The sequence below is a fragment of the Nocardia salmonicida genome, from assembly GCF_036142455.1.
Lineage (GTDB): Bacteria > Actinomycetota > Actinomycetes > Mycobacteriales > Mycobacteriaceae > Nocardia > Nocardia salmonicida.
Map to the genome: position 1 here is coordinate 1,357,682 of NZ_CP108014.1, position 20,161 is coordinate 1,377,842.

Below are 20,161 nucleotides of genomic sequence, written 5' to 3' on the forward strand. Positions count from 1 at the left end.
GGGCCTGTCACCAGGCCCCGTTTCTCGTATCAGTGGGAATCTATCGTGGGCAGGTAGGCGCCCTGGTGGATGAGATGTTTCTGGACCGCGCCGACGGCGAGCGCCGTTGTGCGGTCGGCGTAGACCGCCGCGGCGATGCCCGCGGCGTGTCCGGTGGCGAACGCGGTGCCCATCACCCGCAGTGACGCCCCGGCGAGGCGGTCGGCGTCGACGACGCGGCCGGCGGCGAACAGGTTGACGGTGTCGATGCTCTGGAGCACGCCGAACGGGATGTCGTAGAAGCCGTCGTCGTCGATGAACTCCCACTGCGGAAGGACACCGGCGCCGGGGTGGTATTCGATCGGCCAGGCGCCGAGGGCGATGACGTCCTCGGACCGGGCGCCGCTGCGGACCTGGTCCACTGTCAGCTGATAGGTGCCGACGACGTGGCGTGATTCCCTGGTACCGATCTCGGGGCCGGTGCTCACGATGTAGGCGCGCTCCCATCCCGGGATGGCGCGCAGCGCGGTGAGATAGTCGCGCGCCTGGATCCGCGCGTGGGTCTGCGCGCGGGCCAGCTGCCCCACGTCGCGGGCGTCGTATCCTTCGTCGACCACATAGGTGATGACGTCACCCGACACCGGTAGGCGCGCGACGAGTCCGCGTTCGGCCAGCAGCGGAGCGCCGCCGGATTTGGCGGCCCGGATGGCCGCCGACAGGGTATCGCGGGCGATGTCGGCGTCCGCCGCGATACCGCCGAATCGGACACCGAGCGTGCCGTTCTGGACGATTCCGTCGTTGCCGTAGCGCACCGTGGCGCCGCTGAACGTCGCCAGATCGGCCTCGCCGGTCGCATCGACGAACGCGGCCGCGCTGATCTGGCGAACACCCTGATGATCGGCGACGCGAATCGACATGATCTCGCCGGCGCCACGATCGGCGGCGACGAGCTGGCTGTCGAGATGGACCTCGACGCCTGCCTCCGCGCAGATCTCGTCGAGGACGACTTTCACCGCTTCCGGATCGAAAACGACGGCGACCGAAGTGAATCGGGTCGGCGGGGTCAGCGCGTCCATCGCCCGCAGGCCGGCCAACACCTCGTCGGCGATGCCGAACACCACCTGCTGCGGCGGGTCCGACCTGGTGTAGATCCCGCAGTAGGTGAGCACATTGCGCAGCGTGGCCGCCCCGCCGAGGCACGGACCGCGTTCCACCAGCAGTGTTCTCGCGCCCGCCCGGCTGGCGCCGACGGCGGCGGCGACCCCGGCGGAGCCGCCACCGACCACGACGACGTCGTATTCCTGATCGTTCACGCTACGGTCCTGTCGTTGTCGCCGCGAGCCATCCGGATCAGCTCGGCCGCCGACATCGCCGCGATCGCGGCGGTGCCGGGGTCGGCCACTTCGGCGAAGCGGTCGGGGGCGGTCGGTTCGTGGCTCGCCGGTTCGTCGGCCAGCCGCAACACCGAATCGAGCAATCCGACCTCGCGTAGTCGCTGGATCGGAATCCGTGCCAGTGCCGCGCGCACGGCATCATCGGAAAGTCCTGTTGTGGAAGGGATCTCGGCCTCGAGACGTTCCTCGAGATGAGCGGCCACGTCATCCGGTGTCGGATAGTCGAAGACCAGGGTGGCGGGCAGGCGCAAGCCGGTCGCCGTACCCAACCGGGTGCGCAACTCCATCCCGGTGAGCGAGTCGAAACCGAGTTCCTTGAACGAGCGGTCGGCGTCGACAGTCGAGTCCGCGGCGTGGCCGAGGACGGTCGCGATGGTGTCGCGCACCAGATCTCGCACGTATTCGCGGCGGCTGTCGGTGTCCATCACAGCGATTCGGGCGGACAGGTCGGCCGGATCGGTGGCGCCGGTGTCGTGGCGCCGGGTGGCGCCCGCGCCGATATCGGTGCGCCGACGCGGGCGGATCAGGTCGCGCAACGGCGGTGGCGCACCGGCCGGATCGAGTGCGCCCGCCTCGAGTGCGACCGCGGCCAGGAAGGTCTCCTCGCGCTCGCACGCCGCGTCGAACAGGCGCAGCCCCTCGGTGTCGGACAGCGCGACGATGCCGGTGCGCGCCAGACGGGCGTGATCGGTGGCGTCGAGGTGGCCGGTGATGCCGGTCTGACGGGCCCACAGCCCCCAGGCCAGCGCCGTCGCGGGCAGCCCTTCGGCGCGGCGTTGACCGGCGAGGGCGTCCAGGTAGGCGTTCGCGGCGGCGTAGTTGCCCTGACCGGCCGCGCCCAGGACGCTCGCGACCGACGAGAACAGCACGAAAGCGGTCAGATTCAGCTCGCGGGTGGCGTTGTGCAGGTTCCATGCTCCGTCCACCTTGGGACGCAGCACCCGCTCGAACTGCTCGGGGGTCAGCGTGTCGACCACACCGTCGTCGACCACACCGGCCGCGTGCACCACCGCGATGAGCGGGTGCTCGGCCGGGATCGTCGCGATCGCCTCCGCCAGGGCGGCACTGTCGGTGACGTCGCAGGCAGCCGTGGTGACCTGGACCCCACGGGCCGTCAGTTCGGCGGTGTCGATGGCGCCGCGGCTCACCAGCAGCAGATGCCGGACCCCGTGCTCGTCGGCGAGGTGTCGTGCGACCAGCCCACCGAGGCCGCCGCTCGCACCGGTGACGAGCACGGTTCCCTCGGGGTTCCATACCGATGCGCGCTGGTCGGACTCGGCCGCGCGCCGCTGCGCGGGAACCAGTCGTGGCGCGAGGAATCGGTCGGCGCGGACGGCGATCTGGGGTTCGCCGTAGGGCAGGGTGGCCGGTTCGCCGTCCAGCACGTCGACCAGGACGAACCGGCCAGGATGCTCGGTCTGCGCCGAGCGCACCAGGCCCCAGACCGCAGCGCCGCCCGGATCGCCCACGGTCTCCGCGCCGACGGCGACAGCGCCGCGGGTACGGATGGTCAGGACGGCGGATTCCTCCTCGGCCAGCCATGATCGCAGCCGGTCCAGGGTCGCGGTCAGCGCGACGCGAACCCCGGCGGGCGTCGGGTCGCTCGCGGGCACATCGAACCAGGTCGGCGCCGCGCCGGTGATGTCGGCGGTGCGTCCCTGCGCCGGGCGGGCGGTACCGGGCAGTTCCACCCAGGACAGCCCGAACAGCGAGTCGACGGTGCGCCCGTTCGCCGACCCGGACTCGAGCATCGTCGGGTCGACGGTCCGCAGCACCAGTGCTGCCGCCGACAGCACCGGGCGATCGGCGGTGTCGAGGATTTCGACGGTCGAATGATCGTCGACGATGCTCAGCCGGGCACGCAGCGGACCTGGCCCCGGCACCCGATGCAGTCGAATACCCCGCCAGGAGAAGGGAAGTCGCGTTCGCTCGGCGTCCACCGAGGCGAGCGGGTGCAGGGCGGCATCCAGGATCGCCGGATGGACGCGGTGTCCGTCGCTGTCCAGCTCGGGTGCGAGCACCACGTCGGCGAACAGGTCGTCACCGCGCGTGAACAGCGCGGTGGCGCGGAAGGTCGACCCGTAGTGGAAACCGGCCGCCGCGAGTTCCCGGTAGCGCGCGTCGACGTCGATCGGCACCGCGCCCGTGGGCGGCCAATCGCGCACCGCTGTGGGACCGGTCGAATCGTGTACCGGGCCGTCGGCGCCGAGGGTGGCCTCCACGTGGCGCGTCCACGGATCCGCCGCGTCGTCGCCGACGCGGGAGTGGATGGTCAGCGATCGGGTGCCGTCGGGCTCGGGCGCACCGACCACGGCCTGCAACGACAGCGTCGCGTGCGCGGGCACGATCAACGGCGCCACCACCGTGAGTTCGTCGACGGAGCCGAGCTCGTCCTGGCCGCACCAGCTCGCGGCGAACAGCGCCATGTCGACGAAGGCGGTCGCGGGCAGCAGCGCGGCACCGTGGATGACGTGGTCGTCGATCCACGGGCAGCCCTCGCGCGACAACGACCCGGAGAACAACACCGCGTCGTCGGCCAGCGTTATCGCGCGGTCGAGCAGCCGGTGCCCGGTCGTGGTGGCGCCGGGCAGCTCGTCCGAGCCCGCGTCGAGCCAGTACCGGCGACGTTGGAAAGCGTGCGTCGGCAGCGGCACCGGTTCGGCGCCGGTGGGTTCGGGGTACCAGTCGACCGGCGTTCCGGCCGCGAAGACGGTCGCGAGGCCGGCGATCACCGCGTCGGTCTCGTCGCGGCGTCCCGGCAGCAGCGGCGCTGTGGTCACGCCGGTCTGTCCGGTGAACGCCTCCCTGGCCAGTGCCGTCAGGGTGGTTCCCGGTCCGATCTCGAGGAACATGCGCACGTCGCGATCGGCGTGCAGGCCGGTGATCCCGTCGTAGAAGCGCACCGGCCGACGAACCTGCGCGGCCCAATACTCGGGCGTGCACAGCACCTCCGGATCGGCCACCGCGCCGGTCACGTCGGACACGAGGGGGATCCGGGGCGGGTGGTATTCGAGGCGACGGCACACCTCGGTGAACTCGGCGAGCATCGGATCCATCAGCGGTGAATGGAACGCGTGCGCCACCTGGAGTCGTTTCGTGCGGCGGCCCAAGGTCTCCAAGGTGGCCGCGATCTCGTCGACCGCCGTGTCGGTGCCGGAGAGCACCACCGCGGCCGTGCCGTTGATCGCCGCCACCGATACCGCGTGTTCGCGGCCGACCAGCAGCGGCGCCACCTTGTGTTCCCCGGCCGCCACCGCGAGCATCGCGCCGCGGCCGGGTAGGCGGTCCATCATGCGCCCGCGCGCGACCACCAGCTCTGCCGCGTCGGCCAGACTCCACACGCCGGCCAGGTAGGCGGCGGTCAGTTCGCCGATGGAATGGCCGATCAGGAAATCGGGTCGCAGACCGAAGGATTCGGCCAACCGGTAGAGCGCAACTTCCACCGTGAACAGTGCGGCCTGGGTGTAGCTGGTGCGGTCGAGGCGCTGGGCGGCCGCGGTGCCGGGCTCGGCGAAGATCACGTCGGCCAGCCCGATGCCGTCGAAGCGCCGATCGAATTCGGCGCATATCTCGTCGAAAGCCGCTGCGTAGGTAGGACTTGTCGCATAGAGCGTGCGAGTCATGCCGTTGCGCTGGGCGCCCTGGCCGGGGAACATCACCGCGATCCGACCTTCGTGGGCGACGCCGCGCACGACACTGGGGGATTCGCCGCCGACCGCCAAGGTGTCCAAGCCGGCCAGCAACTCGCCGCGGTCGCGTCCGAAGATCACGGCGCGGTGGGCGAATATCGATCGGGTGGTGGTGAGTGCGCGCCCGGTCGGGGTGGGGGCGAGGTCGGGTCGCGCGCGGACCCACTGCGCGAGCCGTCCCGCCTGGTCGGCGAGGGCGGCGTCGGACTTGGCCGACACGACCCACGTCGCCAGCGGCGAGGCTTGCTCCCGTGCAGCCGGTGTCGAATTCAACTGTGCCGGTTCGATTTCCGGGGCCTGCTCCACGATGACGTGGGCGTTGGTCCCGCTGATCCCGAACGACGACACCCCACCGCGCCGTGGTCTGCCGGTCTGCGGCCACGCCCGGCTCTCGGTGATGGGCTGTACGGCGCCATCCGCCCAGTCGACGTGCGGTGTCGGGGCGTCGACGTGCAGCGTGGCGGGCACTGTCGCGTGCTGGATCGCCATGATGGTCTTGATCACGCCCGCGACGCCCGCTGCCGCCTGGGTGTGTCCGAGGTTCGATTTCACCGATCCCAGCCACAGCGGCTCGGCGTCGCGTTCCCCGCCGAACACGTCGAGTAGGGCGCGGACCTCGATGGGATCGCCGAGGGTGGTACCGGTGCCGTGTCCGTCGAGCATGTCGATGTCGCCGGGCTGTATACCCGCGGCGCTCAGCGCCTGCCGGATCACGCGCTGCTGAGCGGCCCCGTTCGGCACCGTGAGTCCGGTGGAGGCGCCGTCGGAATTCACCGCGGATCCGCGCAACACCGCCCGTACCTGATGGCCGTTGCGGATCGCGTCGGAAAGACGTTCCAGGACCAGGATGCCGACACCTTCGGAGAATCCGGTGCCGTCCGCGCCTGCCGCGTACGCCTTGCAGCGACCGTCACGGGCGAGGCCCCGCTGGCGACTGAACTCTACGAAGCTCGACGGGCTCGACATCACGGTCACCCCGCCCGCCAGTGCCAGTTCGCACTCGCCGCCGCGCAACGCCCCGATCGCCTGGTGCATCGCCACCAGCGACGAGGAGCACGCCGTGTCCACTGTCACCGTGGGCCCGGTGAACCCGTAGACGTAGGACAGCCGACCCGACAACACACCGCTCGCGCTACCGGTGCCGAGTTGGGCTTCCAGTTCGACGGGCACGGTGCGTAGCCTGCTGGCGTAATCGTGGTACATCGCGCCGACGTACACACCGCATTCGCTGCCGCGCAGCTGCGTCGGGTCGAGGCCCGCGTGTTCGAGCGCTTCCCACGACACCTCGAGCAGCAGCCGTTGCTGCGGATCCATCGCCAGTGCCTCGCGGGGTGCGATGCCGAAGAAGTCGGCGTCGAAATCAAGCGCGTCGTCGAGGAATCCGCCGGTGCGGGCATAGACGGTGCCGGGATGATCGGGATCGTCGTCGAACAGCGAATCCAGTCGCCAGCCGCGGTCATCGGGGAAATCCGACACCACATCGGCGCCGGAGTTCACCAAGTCCCACAGGTCGTCCGGCGAGTGGATGCCACCGGGATAGCGGCAGCCGATGCCGACGACGGCGATCGGTTCGCTGCGTGCGGCTTCCAACCGGTGCAGGTCGTTTCTGGTCTGCAGTAGTGCGCTGGCAGTGCGCCGCAGATAGTGCCGCAGCGTTGTCTCGTCGGTCATCGACAGGTACCTCTCAGGCCGGGATCGGGTACTCAGACCGATCCGAGTTCAGCGTCGAGCAGGGTGAACAATTCGGAATCGGATGCTTCGGCTACGGGGTCTGGTCGGGTCATCGTGGCTTCGGTCGTCGCGAGACGATTGAGCGAACTACGCAGCCGGGTGCGAAGTTCGGTGCGCAGCGCGTCACTCGGCGGGTCCTGCCGGACCACCCGCTCGAACTCGGTCAGGTGCTCGAGGGCGGGGAAGCGGCGGACTTCGGCGGCCAGTTGGGTCTGCAGGTGCTTCACCAGGGCGCCGACCGTCGCGTGGTCGAAGACCACGGTGGTCGGCAGACGCCGACCCAGCGCGACGCCGAGCCCACGGCTCAGCTCGACCGCCGCGAGTGAACTCAACCCGAGGTCGTCGAAGCGGTCGTGTGGCGTGAGCGTGGCGGGCGCGCCGTGCATGGTGCGGGCGATGCTCGCGGTCACCAGGTCGAAGACCGCACGGCGCTGCTCGTCGGGCGGCAGGGAAGCCAGGGTTCGCAATCCGCCCGCGCGCGGCTCCGATGCGGTGCCGGCTGTTCGCGCGGGCCCGCCCGCTGCCGCTTCGCTGAAGCGGTGTTCGTCGCCATCGGCGAGCACGGCGCGAATATCGACCTTGTCGATCTTGCCCATCGCGTTGCGGGGGATCTTTTCGGCGTGCACCACGCGGGTCGGCAGTTTGTACCGGGCCAGCTCGGTCCGGGCGAAGCGGCGCAGTTCGACCAAGCTCGGCTCGATCCCTTTCTGGCACAGCACGATCGCGACGACACTCTCGCCCTCGTGCGGGTCGGGCACGCCGACCACCGCCACATCGACGATGCCGGGGAAGCGGGCGAGCACCTGCTCGACTTCGGCGGAGTACACGTTGTCCCCGCCCACGATGATCATGTCCTTGAGCCGGTCGACGAGGTAGAGGCAGCCGTCGTCGTCGAGATAACCCACGTCACCGGTGTGGAACCAGCCATCCGCGTCGAACGAGGCGGCGGTGGCGACATCGTTGTTGCGGTAGCCCCCTGCCACGGTCGGACCGCGCAGGCACACCTCGCCGCGGGCGCCCGGCTCGTCGAGAACATTTCGGCTCGTCGGGTCGATCACCCGGATCTCGGTGTAGGGCAACGGCAGTCCTGCCGAGGCAGGCGCCGTCGCTGCCTGCTGGGCGGGCAGACAGGTCGCGAACAAGGTCTCGGTCAGGCCGTATGCCTGTTGCAGGGTCACGCCGCGGTCGAGGTAGCGGCCGATGAGTTCGGCGTGTGCCGGGGCTCCTGCGGTGACAGCGGTGCGCAGCGCCGACAGGTCGGCGTCGGCGAATTCGGGTACCGCGGCCGCCGCCGCGAACATCGCGGGTACCGCGAACACCGTGTTGACCCGGTAGTCGACGAGGTCTGCCAGCAGATGCGTCGGCTCGAAGTCGCGGCGCAGCACCACCGTTCCGCCGCGCAACAGGGTGCGCAGGGTGAAGCAGCCGAACGGCGCGGTGTGGAACAGCGGTGCCACCACCAAGGTGATGTCCCCAGGCATCGCGGGTGCGACCATGTCCAGGTTCACGCCGTTCCACCAGAGGTTGCCGTGGGTGAGTTCCACGCCCTTGGGGCGGCCGGTGGTGCCCGAGGTGTAGGTGAGCATCGCGACCCGGTCCGCGTCGCAGCGCAGTGGGGTCGACCGGTCGTCGGCGAACTCCTCGGAGGGTGTGCGGTCGGCGAAGGCGGGGGAAGTGGCCGGTCCGTCGAGAACCGGATCGCCGGGCGCCCACAGCAGCCGCACCCGGTCGTTATCTGTCTCGGCCAGTGCTTCGGCCACGATCTGGCGATGGCCGGGCTCCACGATCAGCGCATGTGGGGCGCAGTCATCGAGAATCAGCGCGAGCTCCGGCGATGTCAGCCGCGAGTTCACCGGCACGAAAACCGCACCGATCCGAGCCGCGGCCAGGAAGGTGGTCAGAAAGGCGAGGCTATTGCCGCCGAGATAGCCGATCCGCTCGCCTTCCATCGCACCGCCGTCCGACAGCGTGGCGGCCAATCGCCTGGACTGTGCCGCGACCACGGCATAGCTGTAGGTAGCGCCCTCGTACACCACCGCGACCTGTTTGCCACGATTCCTGGCCAGCTCGTCGACGCGCGCGGCCGGACTCAGATCGCTGCTGAACGGTGATCCGTGAAATGGCATCACTATCTCCTTCGTCGGTCTCGGCTCAGGCCGAATCGAGCAGCGTCGTAAAAACATCCACCGGAAAGCCCGCCGCGGGGCCGCCCACCCGCGCCGCGAACTCGGCGATGCCGGCGAGGTGTCGTGGGCCGAGTCCGAAGTCGAGTGCGTCGGTGTAGTACCGGCGCAGGGTGGAGGCGTCGAACTCCTCCCAGTGAGCCAGGCGTTCACAGAGCTCGTCCATCTCTGACATGGCGATGTCGCGGGCGGCGAGCAGGTCGGCGTGGACGCGGCGCACGGTTTCTGGTTCCCGCTCGACGAAGTCGCGCCGGGCCGCGATCACCGCGAACACGAAGGGCAGTCCGGTCCAGTCCCGCCACATCTGCCCGAGGTCGTGCACCAGCAGTCCCGCGGCGGGAGCGTCGAACAGCGCGGCGCGCAAGGCCATGTCACCGATCAGCACCGCCGCGGGCGCCTGCGCCAGCATTGTTTCCAGGTTCGGCGGACTCACGAAATACTCGGGCTGGACCCCGATATGTTCCGAGAGGAGTAGTTTCGTCAGCCGCACCGAGGTCCTGCTGGTGGAGGTGAGCGCGACGCGTTCGCCGTCGAGCTGATCGAGCGGAATCTTGCTCACGATCAGACAGGACATGACCGGGCCGTCGCAGCCGATCGCGATGTCGGGCAACATCACGAGTTGGTCGGAGTGACTCAGGAACTCCATCAGGCTGATGGGACCCATGTCGAGATCGTCGGCGACCAGTGCGTCGCTGAGGTTCTCCGGCGTGTCGCGGACTAGATCCAGATCGATGAGATTGCCTGTGCGAGCGAGCCCCCAGAGGATCGGCAGCCAGTTCAGGAACTCGATGTGCCCGACTCGTGGCCGTCGCTGACCGGGGGATCGACGGCGGGGGGACCGGTTTGTCGAGCCGGCACCGGAGATTGTGCGCATGACCTCACTGTCGCGTCATCGGTGATGCGTGCAAACCCCTATGCGTCCCCTAATGGGCTTGTTACAGGTCCTAGCTGGCTTCCGATTCGATCGTCCACTGCGCCGGATCACCCAGCACCATCATCAGATCGGCGCGTCGATGCACTCCGACTTTGCGGTAGATCCGGGTCAGGTGTTGTTCGACTGTGCTCTGCGTGATGTGCAGCTCGCGCGCCACGTCGCGGTTGCGGCTGCCTGTCGCGACCAGCCTGGCGACCTTGAGTTCGGCCGGGCTGAGCGTCTCGGTGGTCCGGTCCGTTCGTTCGGTCTCGAGGAGCGGACCCGGGCCGTTTGTCGTTCCGGCCAATCGACGTTGCAGGGGTTCGGCGCCGCACTGCTCGGCCAGGAGCTGTGCGCGTCGCGTCGCGGCCCGCGCCCGGTCACGCTCGCCGAGCGAGCGATAGGTCTGCGCGAGATCGGCCAGCGCCGTCGCCAGTTCGAAGGTGTCGTTGCCCGCCGACGCGAGATCGACGGAGAGGCGTCGCAATTCCAGGTGCCGTTCGCACAGGTCGGTGGCGGCGATCAGCCGCAGCGACACCCCGCCGCTCGAATGCTTGGTGACGGACCCGAGGTGCGTCAAGTGCGCCAGCGCCCAATAGTGGGCGCCATGGCGGTCGCCCTGTGCCAGCGAGACCATGGCCAGGTCGTTACGCCAGGCCATCAGACCGGGGATGTCCATGTTCCATCGCTGCATCCGACTGCCGCAGGCCGCGAAGTCCGCGTAGGCCTGTTCGTAGTTGTTCGTGGCCAGCATGTACTGGCCGCGCGCGCGCAGCCACGGCAGCGCGACCCGTGAGTTCAGGACGGTCTCCGGTAGTTCGATGTCGAGGTAGCCTGCCGCTTCCTGATAGCGGCCCGCCGCGGTCAACGCGGAGACCAGTGCGGCCACTGCCAGGCCGACATAGTTGCCCAGGTTCTCGTCGCGCACCCGAACCAGCGCGCCGTCGCCGAGCGCGATCGTCGCCTCCAGCTTGCCTTCTCGCAGCAGGATCGCCGACCGCCAGATCGCGAAGATGGAACGCCAGGCAGGTGCCCGCCGCGCGGTCGCCTCCAGCATCAACGCCTCGCACCAATACCCGGCCACATCGAGCCGATCGATGTAGATCAGCGCATCCAGGGCCATCAGCAACGCGCCCAATGTCGTGTCGTCGAGCCGGTGTTCGCGGATCAGCCGCTCCGCCCGCGCGACGATGGAGTCGGACGCGCCGTTCGCGAAGACATCGAGCAGCAGCCGAGCCGCTTCCTCGTCGGGTTCGGCCCAACCCTGCTGCGGGAACAGCGCGGAGTCTTCCTGGAACTGCGCGCGCAGCAGAACCGCGGGCGAATCCGCAGAGTGGTTGTCGCGGATCTCGAGCAACCCCGGATAGTTGCACGACAGCCATTCCTGCATGGCGCCGCGCGCCGCGACGCCGGATTCCTCACCTGCGGAGGCCGCGTCGTCGAGCATCCGCAGAGCGATGCGGGCTTCACCGAGTCGGCCGTGCCAGAGCAGATAGCGCGCGGTTGTCGGGAGACACTGCACCGGGATCGCCCCGTTACGCAGTGCGGTGACAAGCCGCGCGAAGCTGCGGTTCGCCGTAGACGGATTCAGCCGCCAGCGTACGACCGCGATGATCAGCAGGATTACCGCGCCCTCGCTCCCGTCGCGGGTCAGCCGCCAGGCGAGCTCGAGGTAGTCGATCGCCTTGGAGACTTGGTCCTCGGCGATGGCGGCCGCGGCCGCTCGACGCAGAACCGGTACGGCCCAGGGGAATCGGATGTCGTCGGCGCCCAGTAACTGGTCGGCGACCCGCGCATCCGGCGCTTCGCGATCGTGCAGCACCTCCGCCGCTCGGTGGCGTAGCCGCTTCCGTGTCGACAACGGTGTCTCACGGAGCACCGCTTCGCGCAGATCGCGGCGCCGAAACTCGGTGTAGGCAATGAGTTTCGCGTCGGTCAGCTCACCGATGACCGCGTGTAGCGACTCGATGTCGATGGCGAGGATCTGAGCCAGGATCGGCAATGAGACAGCCTCGTCGAGTACTGCGAGTAACTGGGCGACTTGAAATTGTCGCGGTCCGCCTTTTCGTAGTTCTGCCAATACGGCTGCCGCTGGTCGCGGCCACTGCACCGAACTTTCCCCTGGGTCTTTCGATGTCGACCCTGCATTGCTTCCGATAACGCTCAACGTGGCGACCCCCGATAGCTGTTCGTGAGCCTTGCTCACGAAAATCGATCTCGAACCATCGTGGACAACATCGTCCCTTGGATGACGATAGCGGGACCCGAGGGCTTTTGTTAACGGAGGATCCGGCGGCGGTGGTATGTGAGCGAAAGTAACCATATTGTGAAAGGTCTTGTCTCCCAACACTTCCCGGGATCGGCCGAGGTGTGATTCACGCCGCTCCGGCGGGCATGTGAGGCGCCTGCGTTCTATCGTGATGGTTCAGCTACATCGACCACGACATACGGACGCGCTGACTATGGCAGGTACACGAAGTATCGACAGTTTGTGGATTCGTCGCTACCGGGAGGCTGATTGTGGTGCGCCACAACTGATCTGTCTGCCGCACGCGGGCGGCAGTGCGCCCTACTACCTCCCGATGGCCCGCGCGTTGGCGCCGCGGCACGAGGTCATGGCTATCCAATATCCCGGCCGCCAGGACCGCCTCCGCGAGCCCGGCCTCGAGACCGTCGACGACCTCGCTGACCAGATCTTTCCGGTGCTACAGCGCAACGTCGCAGACGATTTCGCCTTGTTCGGACACAGTTTGGGCGCGACCCTCGCCTTCGAGCTGGCCCGTCGCTTCCATGCGGCGGACATGATTCCGCGTGTGACGTTCGTCTCAGGGCGGCCGGCGCCCTCTCGGCATCGGTTCGGCTGCACCGTTCATCTCGCGTCAGCGGCCGGAATCGTCGCCGAGGTCCGCTCGCTCAGCGGGACCGACGATCAGATCCTCGACGACCCCGAGGTGCTGGCCATGGCGCTACCCGCCCTCCGTAGCGACTACAAGGCCGCCGAGACTTACGATTTCCGCCCCGGTCCCGCACTGACCTCTCCGATCCACGCGATGATCGGGGACGCGGACCCGATGGTGACCGAGGATGAGGCGCGGGCGTGGGCCGACCACACCACCGCACCGTTCACCCTTGACGTCTACCGCGGCGGCCACTTCTACCTCGCCGAGCACGGCGGCCAGATCATGCGCACGATCGCCGACCGTCTCAGCGGCCACCACCCCGTCGTCGCAGACTGAGAAACCTCGGCACCACCCGCGGCCACCAGCGATGTGAATGCAGTAAGCGTCCGTTCAGCAATACTCCAGGTTCCGCTCGCGACAACTACTTCCCGCCGTTAGGCGCCGGCGAACATGTCGACGCCGATACCGAGGATCGACTCGGGATCGTAACGACGCTTGCGGGCGACCAGTTCGGGCCAGCGGTCGCCGTATTCGGCCGCCCAGTCCGCCGTGGTGAAGTCTTGGGAGTCGGCCGCGTATCGGACGCCGCCGAGTGCGCGTGCCCGCTCGTACATCTGGCGATTGCGGGTCAGCCAGTACTCGACGTAGGCGGGGTCGGGGCCCGGATGCAGCGAGGTCCGCAGCACGCTCAGCGTGTGGTAGATATCGCTGCCGTCCGGGTCGGGCAGCCGGAACATCGGGTTGGACACCCGGGATCGCCGCACCGTTTTCAGGTCGATCACGCCGAGACCCATGATCTCGGGCGTCCATTCGGGAAATTCCGCGGCGAGGAATTCCGCGGCGACCGAGTCGGGCAGCATCACGTCGAACCAGGGCTTGAGCAGTTGGTCGTAGCCGAGGTTCGAGAATGGATCGACCAGGGCGTCGCTGCGGAGCAGATACGGCAACCAGTCGTAGTCCTCCTGGATCGCCAGCACACCGGGGATGGTCCCGCCGCGCAGATAATGTCCGCCATCGGGTTCGGCACCGGGTTCGAAGTACTTCGCGACCGTCACCAGCCGCACCGGGCCGGTGGACCCCGGCAGCCATTCCGAGTGCACCTCGTCGAGCTCACCGCGCAGGGTGAACAGGCGGGTGTCGGTGACATGATCGGCGTTGGAGATGTAGTTGAATCGCCACTCCCGCACCCGCGTCGGCGCGGGGATCAGCGGGATGGTGGCGCGAACGATCACGCCGAACTGACCAAGACCGCCCAGCACCGCCTCGAACAGATCCCGGTTCCGGGTCGCGGAACAGGTGCGCAGGGTGCCGGTGCCGTCGACGATGTCGAGCTCGAGCACGTTGTCGGTCTGCAGCCCGAAATGGACGTTGGCGCCCGCGCCGCCGACCGAGAGGGTGCCACCCACAGTCAATTTGGTGATCGTGGTGATCACCGGCGGCGTGCGTCGACGCGCGTTGTACGTCGCGACGGCCAGGTCGCCCCAGAAGATCCCCGGATCCACGACGACGTGGTCGTCGGACATCTCGTGAATCGCGGTCAACGAACGGGTCTCGATCGCGAGCCCGTCGGTCAGGGACTGGCCGTGGGTGGCGTGGCCGTCACCGCGCGCGCTCACCGGGATCCCCCGCTGACAGCAGAACTGGATCATCTTCTGGATGTCTGTGGCCGAGCCGGGACGCAGGACGGCCGCGGGTATCCTGGTGACGATCTGGCCGCGGTCGGTGGACATACTGGCGCGAGCGCCGTTGTCCAGGAGAAGTTCGCCGTCCAGCTCCGGCACATTGTCGAACGGGGATTGCGCCGCGGCGGTGCCGTGGGTGATCCACTGGCCGGCCACGATGTCGAAGCCGATCACCGCGGCGGTGACCGCGAGCATACGACGTCGACTCATACCGCTACGGTCGGGATTCGGTTCGGTCGAGTAAATCTCGGACAATCCAGCTCTCCGTATCGCGAATACGTTGCCTACCAACGTGATACGGACATCACAGGCGACAGCCGATGCCGTCGCCACCCCTAGCCGACCCCTACCTCGGCTCACCTCTCGATGGCGGGTCCGGACAAGTGGAACCCGCGCCGAGTGGTCGCAGGTGAGGGCTACGGCTGGTGGTGGATGGGGTCGATCCAATGCACGGCTTCGGGCTTCTCGATCGGCTCGATCTCGAGATTGACGACCACGGCTTCGCTGTCGCTGCGCACCAGTACGCATTCCAGGGGTTCGTGGGTGCTGGCGTTGATCTCCTGGTGCGGGACATACGGTGGCACGAAGATGAAGTCGCCCGGCCCGGCCTCCGCGACGAATTCCAGCTGCTCGCCCCAGCGCATCCGGGCGCGGCCGCGGATCACGTAGATGACACTCTCGAGTGCGCCGTGGTGGTGTGCGCCGGTCTTGGCGTCCGGATGAATCGTGACGGTTCCGGCCCAGATCTTCTGCGCGCCGACACGGGCGAAATCGATCGCGGCCGCCCGCTCCATTCCGGGTGTCTGCGCGGTGTTCGGATCGAGCTGATCCGCCTTGATCACGCGGATACCGTTGTGCCGCCAGTCTTCGGCAGTCATGGGTGCGCTCCTCCACTTCGGTCGTTAGTGTTCAGAATGATATCGACGATTTTGTCGAGCAGTATCGAGCAGTAGTCGATGATCGTCTTCCCGCCTTGCGATCGGCCGTACTCGCCGCAGTCGGGAACTCTGTGTTCGGTGAAAAGGTCGGCCAGGCTCTCCCAGTTCTGATCGTTCAGATGGTGATGGAACGACGTACACAACGCCGTGATTTCCTGCGTGTTCGATGCGTTGGAGGCGCAGCCAACTCGGTGACGCTGCCTCGATGTTCTGGCCCAGTAGTCAAAATCGTTGCACCATTCCTGTTTTTGCTCAACAGATTTGAGATTGATCCTTCGCCCGGAATCTAGCCTGCGCAAGATAAGAGCCCAGTTCCGCGTACCAGAGGTGATCCGCACGTCGACTCGGCGGCAACCGATGTCGACTAAGCTCACCGGCGTGATCGATGCGGTGACCCGGGTACTGTTCGAAGCCGCCGAGACGGCCGTTCGTCCTCGGTTCCGCAGCCTGGCCGAGGCAGACGTGGTCGAGAAGGCACCCGGTGAGATGGTCACGGTCGCCGATCGGGAGGCTGAAAATCTGATCACTGCGGGTCTGCGACAGATCCTGGACATTCCGGTGGTGGGTGAGGAGGCGGTGGCCGAGAATCCTGCCCTGCTCTCGGCATTGAGTACCGAGCCCAGCGTGTGGCTGGTCGATCCGCTGGACGGCACCGCGAACTTCATCGCGAGCAGTCCCGAGTACGCGGTGATGGCGGCGTTGGTGCGCGCGGGCGAGACCGTCGCGGCCTGGATCGTGTTGCCGGAATCGGGACTCGCCTATGTCGCCGAGCGTGGCTCGGGTGCGTTCGAGGGTGGGCGCCGGATCCAGCTGAGCCCGGCGCGGATCGATGCGGCCCGACTGCGTGGCGTCGCACCGACCAGGTTCCTCGATCCGGCGGCGCGAACGCGTTTGGCGGCGGCGGCGGAGGGGTTCGCATCTCTAGGGCCGGGGAGCTCGTGCGCGGGTATCGACTATTCGCGTCAGCTGGACGGCGTACTGGACTTCTCGCTGTTCCACCGGACCCTGCCGTGGGACCATGCACCCGGTGCGCTGCTGCTCACCGAGGCAGGTGGCCTGTCGCGTCGGCCGGACGGGTCCGTGTTCCGACTGTCGGACAACCGTTTCGGCCTGCTGAACGCGGCGAATGCCGACTACTGGAACACTGTGGGTGCTCTGCTCGTCAGCGATGACGCCGAACGTGATCCAGCGTTGTCTGCCCGCCCCACCCCGCGCTAGCAGTCCGTAGGGCGCGGTCGGCGCGCTACCACGGCAAACGGTGCCCTACTCCGAAGGCGACTGTCGCACATTCGAGAAGGGAGTCTGCCACGCAGTCGGGTCCACAACGGGAAACCGGCGACCGGTCACCACGGTGGGTACGAGTCGAATGAAGAAGTCCTTCGCCCCGGCCTGCCACGGAAAGAGGGGGAGATCTACGGTATCCATCACCTCGCCGATCTCACGGATCCCTTCGGCACGACCTTTGACTACCACGCTCCAGGCTTCGTGAGACCCAGAAATGTAGCCGTCGACTTCCAGCGCGACGGGTGCGTCCGACAAGGCGGCGGACATCTTGGTACCCCGCGCGGATCGAAACACAATGGTTCCGTGATCGACCGCGTAATTGAGGGGGAAAATGTCCGGATGGTCCTCCACCCACACCGCGAGGCGACCTACCTCCCCGTCGCGGAGTAACGCCCAGCACTCGTTGACAGCGAGTTCCTTGACACTCGGATCGTCGATCCCCATCATGTCCGCCTTCCTGTCGGCGTTGTTTCGCGCATCATCGTGGACTGGTCCACAGGCTGAAATTCTTCGAGCTACACCGGGATCGGACCGCAGCGTACATCGAATCGTGTGCGCACAGTGTCCAGGGTTTGCCGGAGGTGCTCGCGTCCGCGGCGGTGGGTGAGCATGAACCGCGTCGTTCCGATCATGCGGCGCGGCAGCGGGTACCAGCGATCGAGATCGAATCCACAATCGAGGAACACTGTGTTCGGGACGCTGTCGACGACGAGGCTGAGGTTGTGCATGGCCAGGGAGCCGAGCACATACGGAAGTGCCGCACTCGACTTCGTCCGCAGGTCCAGTGCGTCGAGTTCGTACAGCGGGACGTCCCTGAGCTTGTCCAAGAACAGTAGGTGGGTCAGGAAGTAACCCATGTAGGACGTCAGATGGAATGTCGCGGAGCGCGGCTGCACCGAGACGACCGCACCGCTGTCGGAAACGTAGGGCTCGTAGGGCGGTGGTGGGTCGCCGCGCAGCAGATATCCGGTGCAGTTCACTATCCAGCTGCCCGGTTGAATCTTCTTCGCCGATCCGCTGCGGAACACCAAGTCGACATCGCCGTCGCGGTCGACGGCATCGACGACGTGATCCATGATCACCTCGTTCAGGCCGTCGGCAATCGTCTTGTTCTCCGATTCCGACAGCAAGCCCAGCAGGTAGTTGGCTGTGGTGGGGGTCAACCACGTGCCGTAGGTCGTGCGAAACCAGGTCGCGACATCGGTCTCGTTGGTCCCGTCGAAGCGCCGACCCAACTCCCGGAAAACGCCGGATGCCAGCGCGCCGCCCCACCACCGTCGGCCGCCGACAGGGAACAAGCGGTCACGGTCGGAAAAGAACGTGCCTGAACCTGCCACGAGGTTCACTTCCCGACCGGGGTACTCCGTGATCAGCGTGTGAGCGGTGTCCATCGCGGTCTTCCCCCCGCCCACGATCCACACGGGGGCGTCGCTCGCCCGCATCTCGTCCCTCCGCATATCGCAGAAGTCGGGTGACACCGACACGATGCGTGCGCTGGAAATCTCGAGCGGGTCGTTGGGCACAATCCCGAATCCGATGGCTTTGATCAGTCGCTTCGCCTCGACAACCATGAGCCGGCCATCCGAGGACTTGCAGGTGAGGCGAACAATCCCGGCGGACTCCTCCTGCGAATCCAACTCCCAGCCGAAGTACTCCTCCACCTGAACTCGTTGTCTGACAATCTCGAGGCAGTGTTCGAAGTGGGCGAGCACCTCGTCCTTGGTCGCCAGGTAGGAGCGATCCCGGCCAAGCGTCCACTTGATGTTTCCGGCGGTGAACAGGCCATGTGGCTGGTGCAGCCGAACGTAGGCATAGGTGTCGACCCACATACCGCCGGAACGATCGCGGCGATCGACCAGGATGATCTTCTGCGAGCGAGACAGGTATCGACTGGCGACGAACAGGGCATTGATTCCGGCGATGCCGGCTCCGACGATGCAGACGTCGCAGCGCTCCACCCGAACGGACGTCTCGGCTGACGCGACGCCATCTGTCACCGCGACCTCCCTGGAGAGCCTCGTGATCCAGCCAGAGTGGGCTCTAGTGACGTCACGCTCCAGCGCGTCTTGGTTGCGACCAGTTGGTCCTCTGTCGATCTTCCTCGCAGCCGCCATGATTGTCACCGATGGTTCGCTGTCCTAAGAGCTTCTCTCGGATGTCGGTCGATGCGCCTGACGCTCGACCCGCCAACTTCGCCGGAGCCGTTGGCCACGCTCGTCAAGCGTCTTCGAAAGAGGTTCAGCGCAGGACGCGCGTGAACAAATCAGTCAATTCGGTCCAGTGCCGGGCGTCTGCCTCGGCGTTGTAGACGGCGGTGTCGGATTGGGTGAAGCCGTGGTGGGCGCCGGGATACACCTCGGTCCGGAAGGTGGTGCCCGAGGCGGTGAAGGCGGCGTCGAGTCGGTCGATCTGTTCCGGTGGGAGTCCGGGGTCCGCGTCGGCGTGCGCGAGGTAGACCTCAGCGGAGATTCGGTCGACCACGGTGTGCGGACTGGTGGGGTCCTCGGTGGCCAGTCTGCCGCCGTGGAAGCCGGCTACCGCGGCTACGCGGTCGGGGTAGGCGGCGGCGGTGTGCAGTGCGTTGCGCACGCCCATGCAGTATCCGGACAGGCCCACCGGATTGCCGGTGGTCAAGGGGGAATCGGCCAGCCACGACAGATACGCCTCGGCGTCCGCGACAACGAGTTCGGGTGTCAATGCGGTCAGCAGCGGGCGTAGTGCGCCGAAGATCTCGCCGCGTCGGTCGGCCCCGATGAAGTCGGGAAGCTCGATTACCGGTGCGGAACCGTTGCGGTAGAACACATTCGGAACGAGCACGGTGAAGCCGAGGGCCGCGAGGCGTTCGGCGTCACGGCGGACCACCGGCCGCAGCCCGAACGCGTCGGAGAACACCAGAACCGCGGGGTGGGGAGCGTTGTCGTCGGGGTAGGCGAGGAAGGCATCGGCCTTGCCGTCGGCCGTAGCCACATTGAGGGTGAGCGTGTGCACCGCCACGGCGGAACCTCCTGAGCGCATCGAGTTGGGCACACCCTACTTTTCGCACGGCAGTGATTCGGCGCTCGAGCCGGTCGGAACCGGCATCTGCGCACGCAGCGAATTCGGCGCAGCGCAAGCACATCGCGGCGGAGACCGGGCGGCTAGTGAATCGCCGCTGCCTGTTCCCGTGCCGCGCTGATCGACGTGACGAAGAGGTCGGCCAAGATGGCGGAATGTCTGGTGTGAAGTTCGTGCGACGCGTCGATGGGTTGACTTATGAGTTCGTCCGCGAGGGAGACACATACGGGTTCCCGTCGTATAGGCGGGTCGACCTCGACATTTGGTGTCGCCGACTGCCCGACTTCGGTTGGGTGGTGTGCAACGCGGCCGATGAGGTATCGAGTCGCCCGTTCGACGAACCCGGGCAAGGCGAGCTTCCTCCCGAGGGCGTGTGGGTGAGCCGCAAGGGCGAACGATCCTATGTTTATGACC

Annotated in this window: 13 protein-coding genes; 2 read left to right on the forward strand and 11 right to left on the reverse strand. The window is 67.3% G+C overall.

Annotation, left to right across the window (positions count from 1 at the left end; translation table 11 throughout):
• Positions 1-29 precede the first annotated feature (29 nt).
• The 5 genes from OHS03_RS06530 to OHS03_RS06550 form a co-directional block, all read right to left on the reverse strand.
• A complete protein-coding gene (locus tag OHS03_RS06530) occupies positions 30-1,292 on the reverse strand; it encodes an FAD-dependent oxidoreductase (protein ID WP_328661578.1) in 1,263 nt (420 codons plus the stop codon).
• On the reverse strand, positions 1,289-6,733 hold the full coding sequence (locus OHS03_RS06535) for a type I polyketide synthase (RefSeq protein ID WP_328661580.1): 5,445 nt from the start codon (positions 6,731-6,733) through the stop codon (positions 1,289-1,291). Before OHS03_RS06535 ends, OHS03_RS06530 begins: the two co-directional genes overlap by 4 nt.
• A gap of 32 nt (positions 6,734-6,765) precedes the next feature.
• Complete coding sequence (locus tag OHS03_RS06540; RefSeq protein ID WP_328661582.1) at positions 6,766-8,919, reverse strand: AMP-binding protein; 2,154 nt, start codon at positions 8,917-8,919, stop codon at positions 6,766-6,768.
• A 25-nt stretch (positions 8,920-8,944) separates the two neighbouring features.
• Entirely contained in the window at positions 8,945-9,850 is a 906-nt protein-coding gene (locus OHS03_RS06545) for a menaquinone biosynthetic enzyme MqnA/MqnD family protein (protein ID WP_056820862.1), read from the reverse strand.
• A 70-nt stretch (positions 9,851-9,920) separates the two neighbouring features.
• Positions 9,921-11,891, reverse strand: coding sequence for a helix-turn-helix transcriptional regulator (locus OHS03_RS06550; RefSeq protein ID WP_328661584.1), 1,971 nt, complete (start codon positions 11,889-11,891; stop codon positions 9,921-9,923).
• 460 nt (positions 11,892-12,351) lie between these two features.
• On the opposite strand from OHS03_RS06550, the gene OHS03_RS06555 reads away from it, so the two are divergent.
• On the forward strand, positions 12,352-13,125 hold the full coding sequence (locus OHS03_RS06555) for a thioesterase II family protein (protein WP_328661585.1): 774 nt from the start codon (positions 12,352-12,354) through the stop codon (positions 13,123-13,125).
• A gap of 98 nt (positions 13,126-13,223) precedes the next feature.
• Here the strand turns inward: OHS03_RS06555 and OHS03_RS06560 are convergent, their stop codons facing one another.
• The 3 genes from OHS03_RS06560 to OHS03_RS06570 all read right to left on the reverse strand — a co-directional run bounded on the left by OHS03_RS06560 (position 13,224) and on the right by OHS03_RS06570 (position 15,783).
• Positions 13,224-14,681 carry an FAD-binding protein gene (locus OHS03_RS06560; RefSeq protein ID WP_328661587.1) on the reverse strand — a complete coding sequence of 486 codons (1,458 nt, stop codon included), beginning with the start codon at positions 14,679-14,681 and terminating at the stop codon, positions 13,224-13,226.
• Between the two features lie 206 nt (positions 14,682-14,887).
• Positions 14,888-15,349, reverse strand: coding sequence for a cupin domain-containing protein (locus OHS03_RS06565; protein ID WP_328661589.1), 462 nt, complete (start codon positions 15,347-15,349; stop codon positions 14,888-14,890).
• Positions 15,346-15,783 (reverse strand): hypothetical protein, encoded by a 438-nt coding sequence (locus tag OHS03_RS06570; protein WP_328661590.1) that lies wholly within the window; start codon positions 15,781-15,783, stop codon positions 15,346-15,348. The genes OHS03_RS06565 and OHS03_RS06570 overlap by 4 nt, the downstream gene beginning before the upstream one ends.
• A 4-nt stretch (positions 15,784-15,787) precedes the next feature.
• Here OHS03_RS06570 and OHS03_RS06575 point away from each other — a divergent pair, with 4 nt between their 5' ends.
• Positions 15,788-16,627 carry an inositol monophosphatase family protein gene (locus tag OHS03_RS06575; protein ID WP_328661592.1) on the forward strand — a complete coding sequence of 280 codons (840 nt, stop codon included), beginning with the start codon at positions 15,788-15,790 and terminating at the stop codon, positions 16,625-16,627.
• 45 nt (positions 16,628-16,672) lie between these two features.
• On the opposite strand, the gene OHS03_RS06580 is transcribed toward OHS03_RS06575, so the two are convergent.
• From OHS03_RS06580 to OHS03_RS06590, 3 genes are all read right to left on the reverse strand, one after another.
• Positions 16,673-17,137: a pyridoxamine 5'-phosphate oxidase family protein gene (locus tag OHS03_RS06580; RefSeq protein ID WP_328661594.1), complete on the reverse strand. Its 465-nt coding sequence runs from the start codon at positions 17,135-17,137 to the stop codon at positions 16,673-16,675.
• Between the two features lie 71 nt (positions 17,138-17,208).
• Entirely contained in the window at positions 17,209-18,690 is a 1,482-nt protein-coding gene (locus tag OHS03_RS06585) for an FAD-dependent oxidoreductase (protein WP_328661596.1), read from the reverse strand.
• Between the two features lie 241 nt (positions 18,691-18,931).
• Positions 18,932-19,687, reverse strand: a complete 756-nt coding sequence (locus tag OHS03_RS06590) for a dienelactone hydrolase family protein (RefSeq protein ID WP_328661598.1) — start codon at positions 19,685-19,687, stop codon at positions 18,932-18,934.
• Positions 19,688-20,161: the final 474 nt, after the last annotated feature.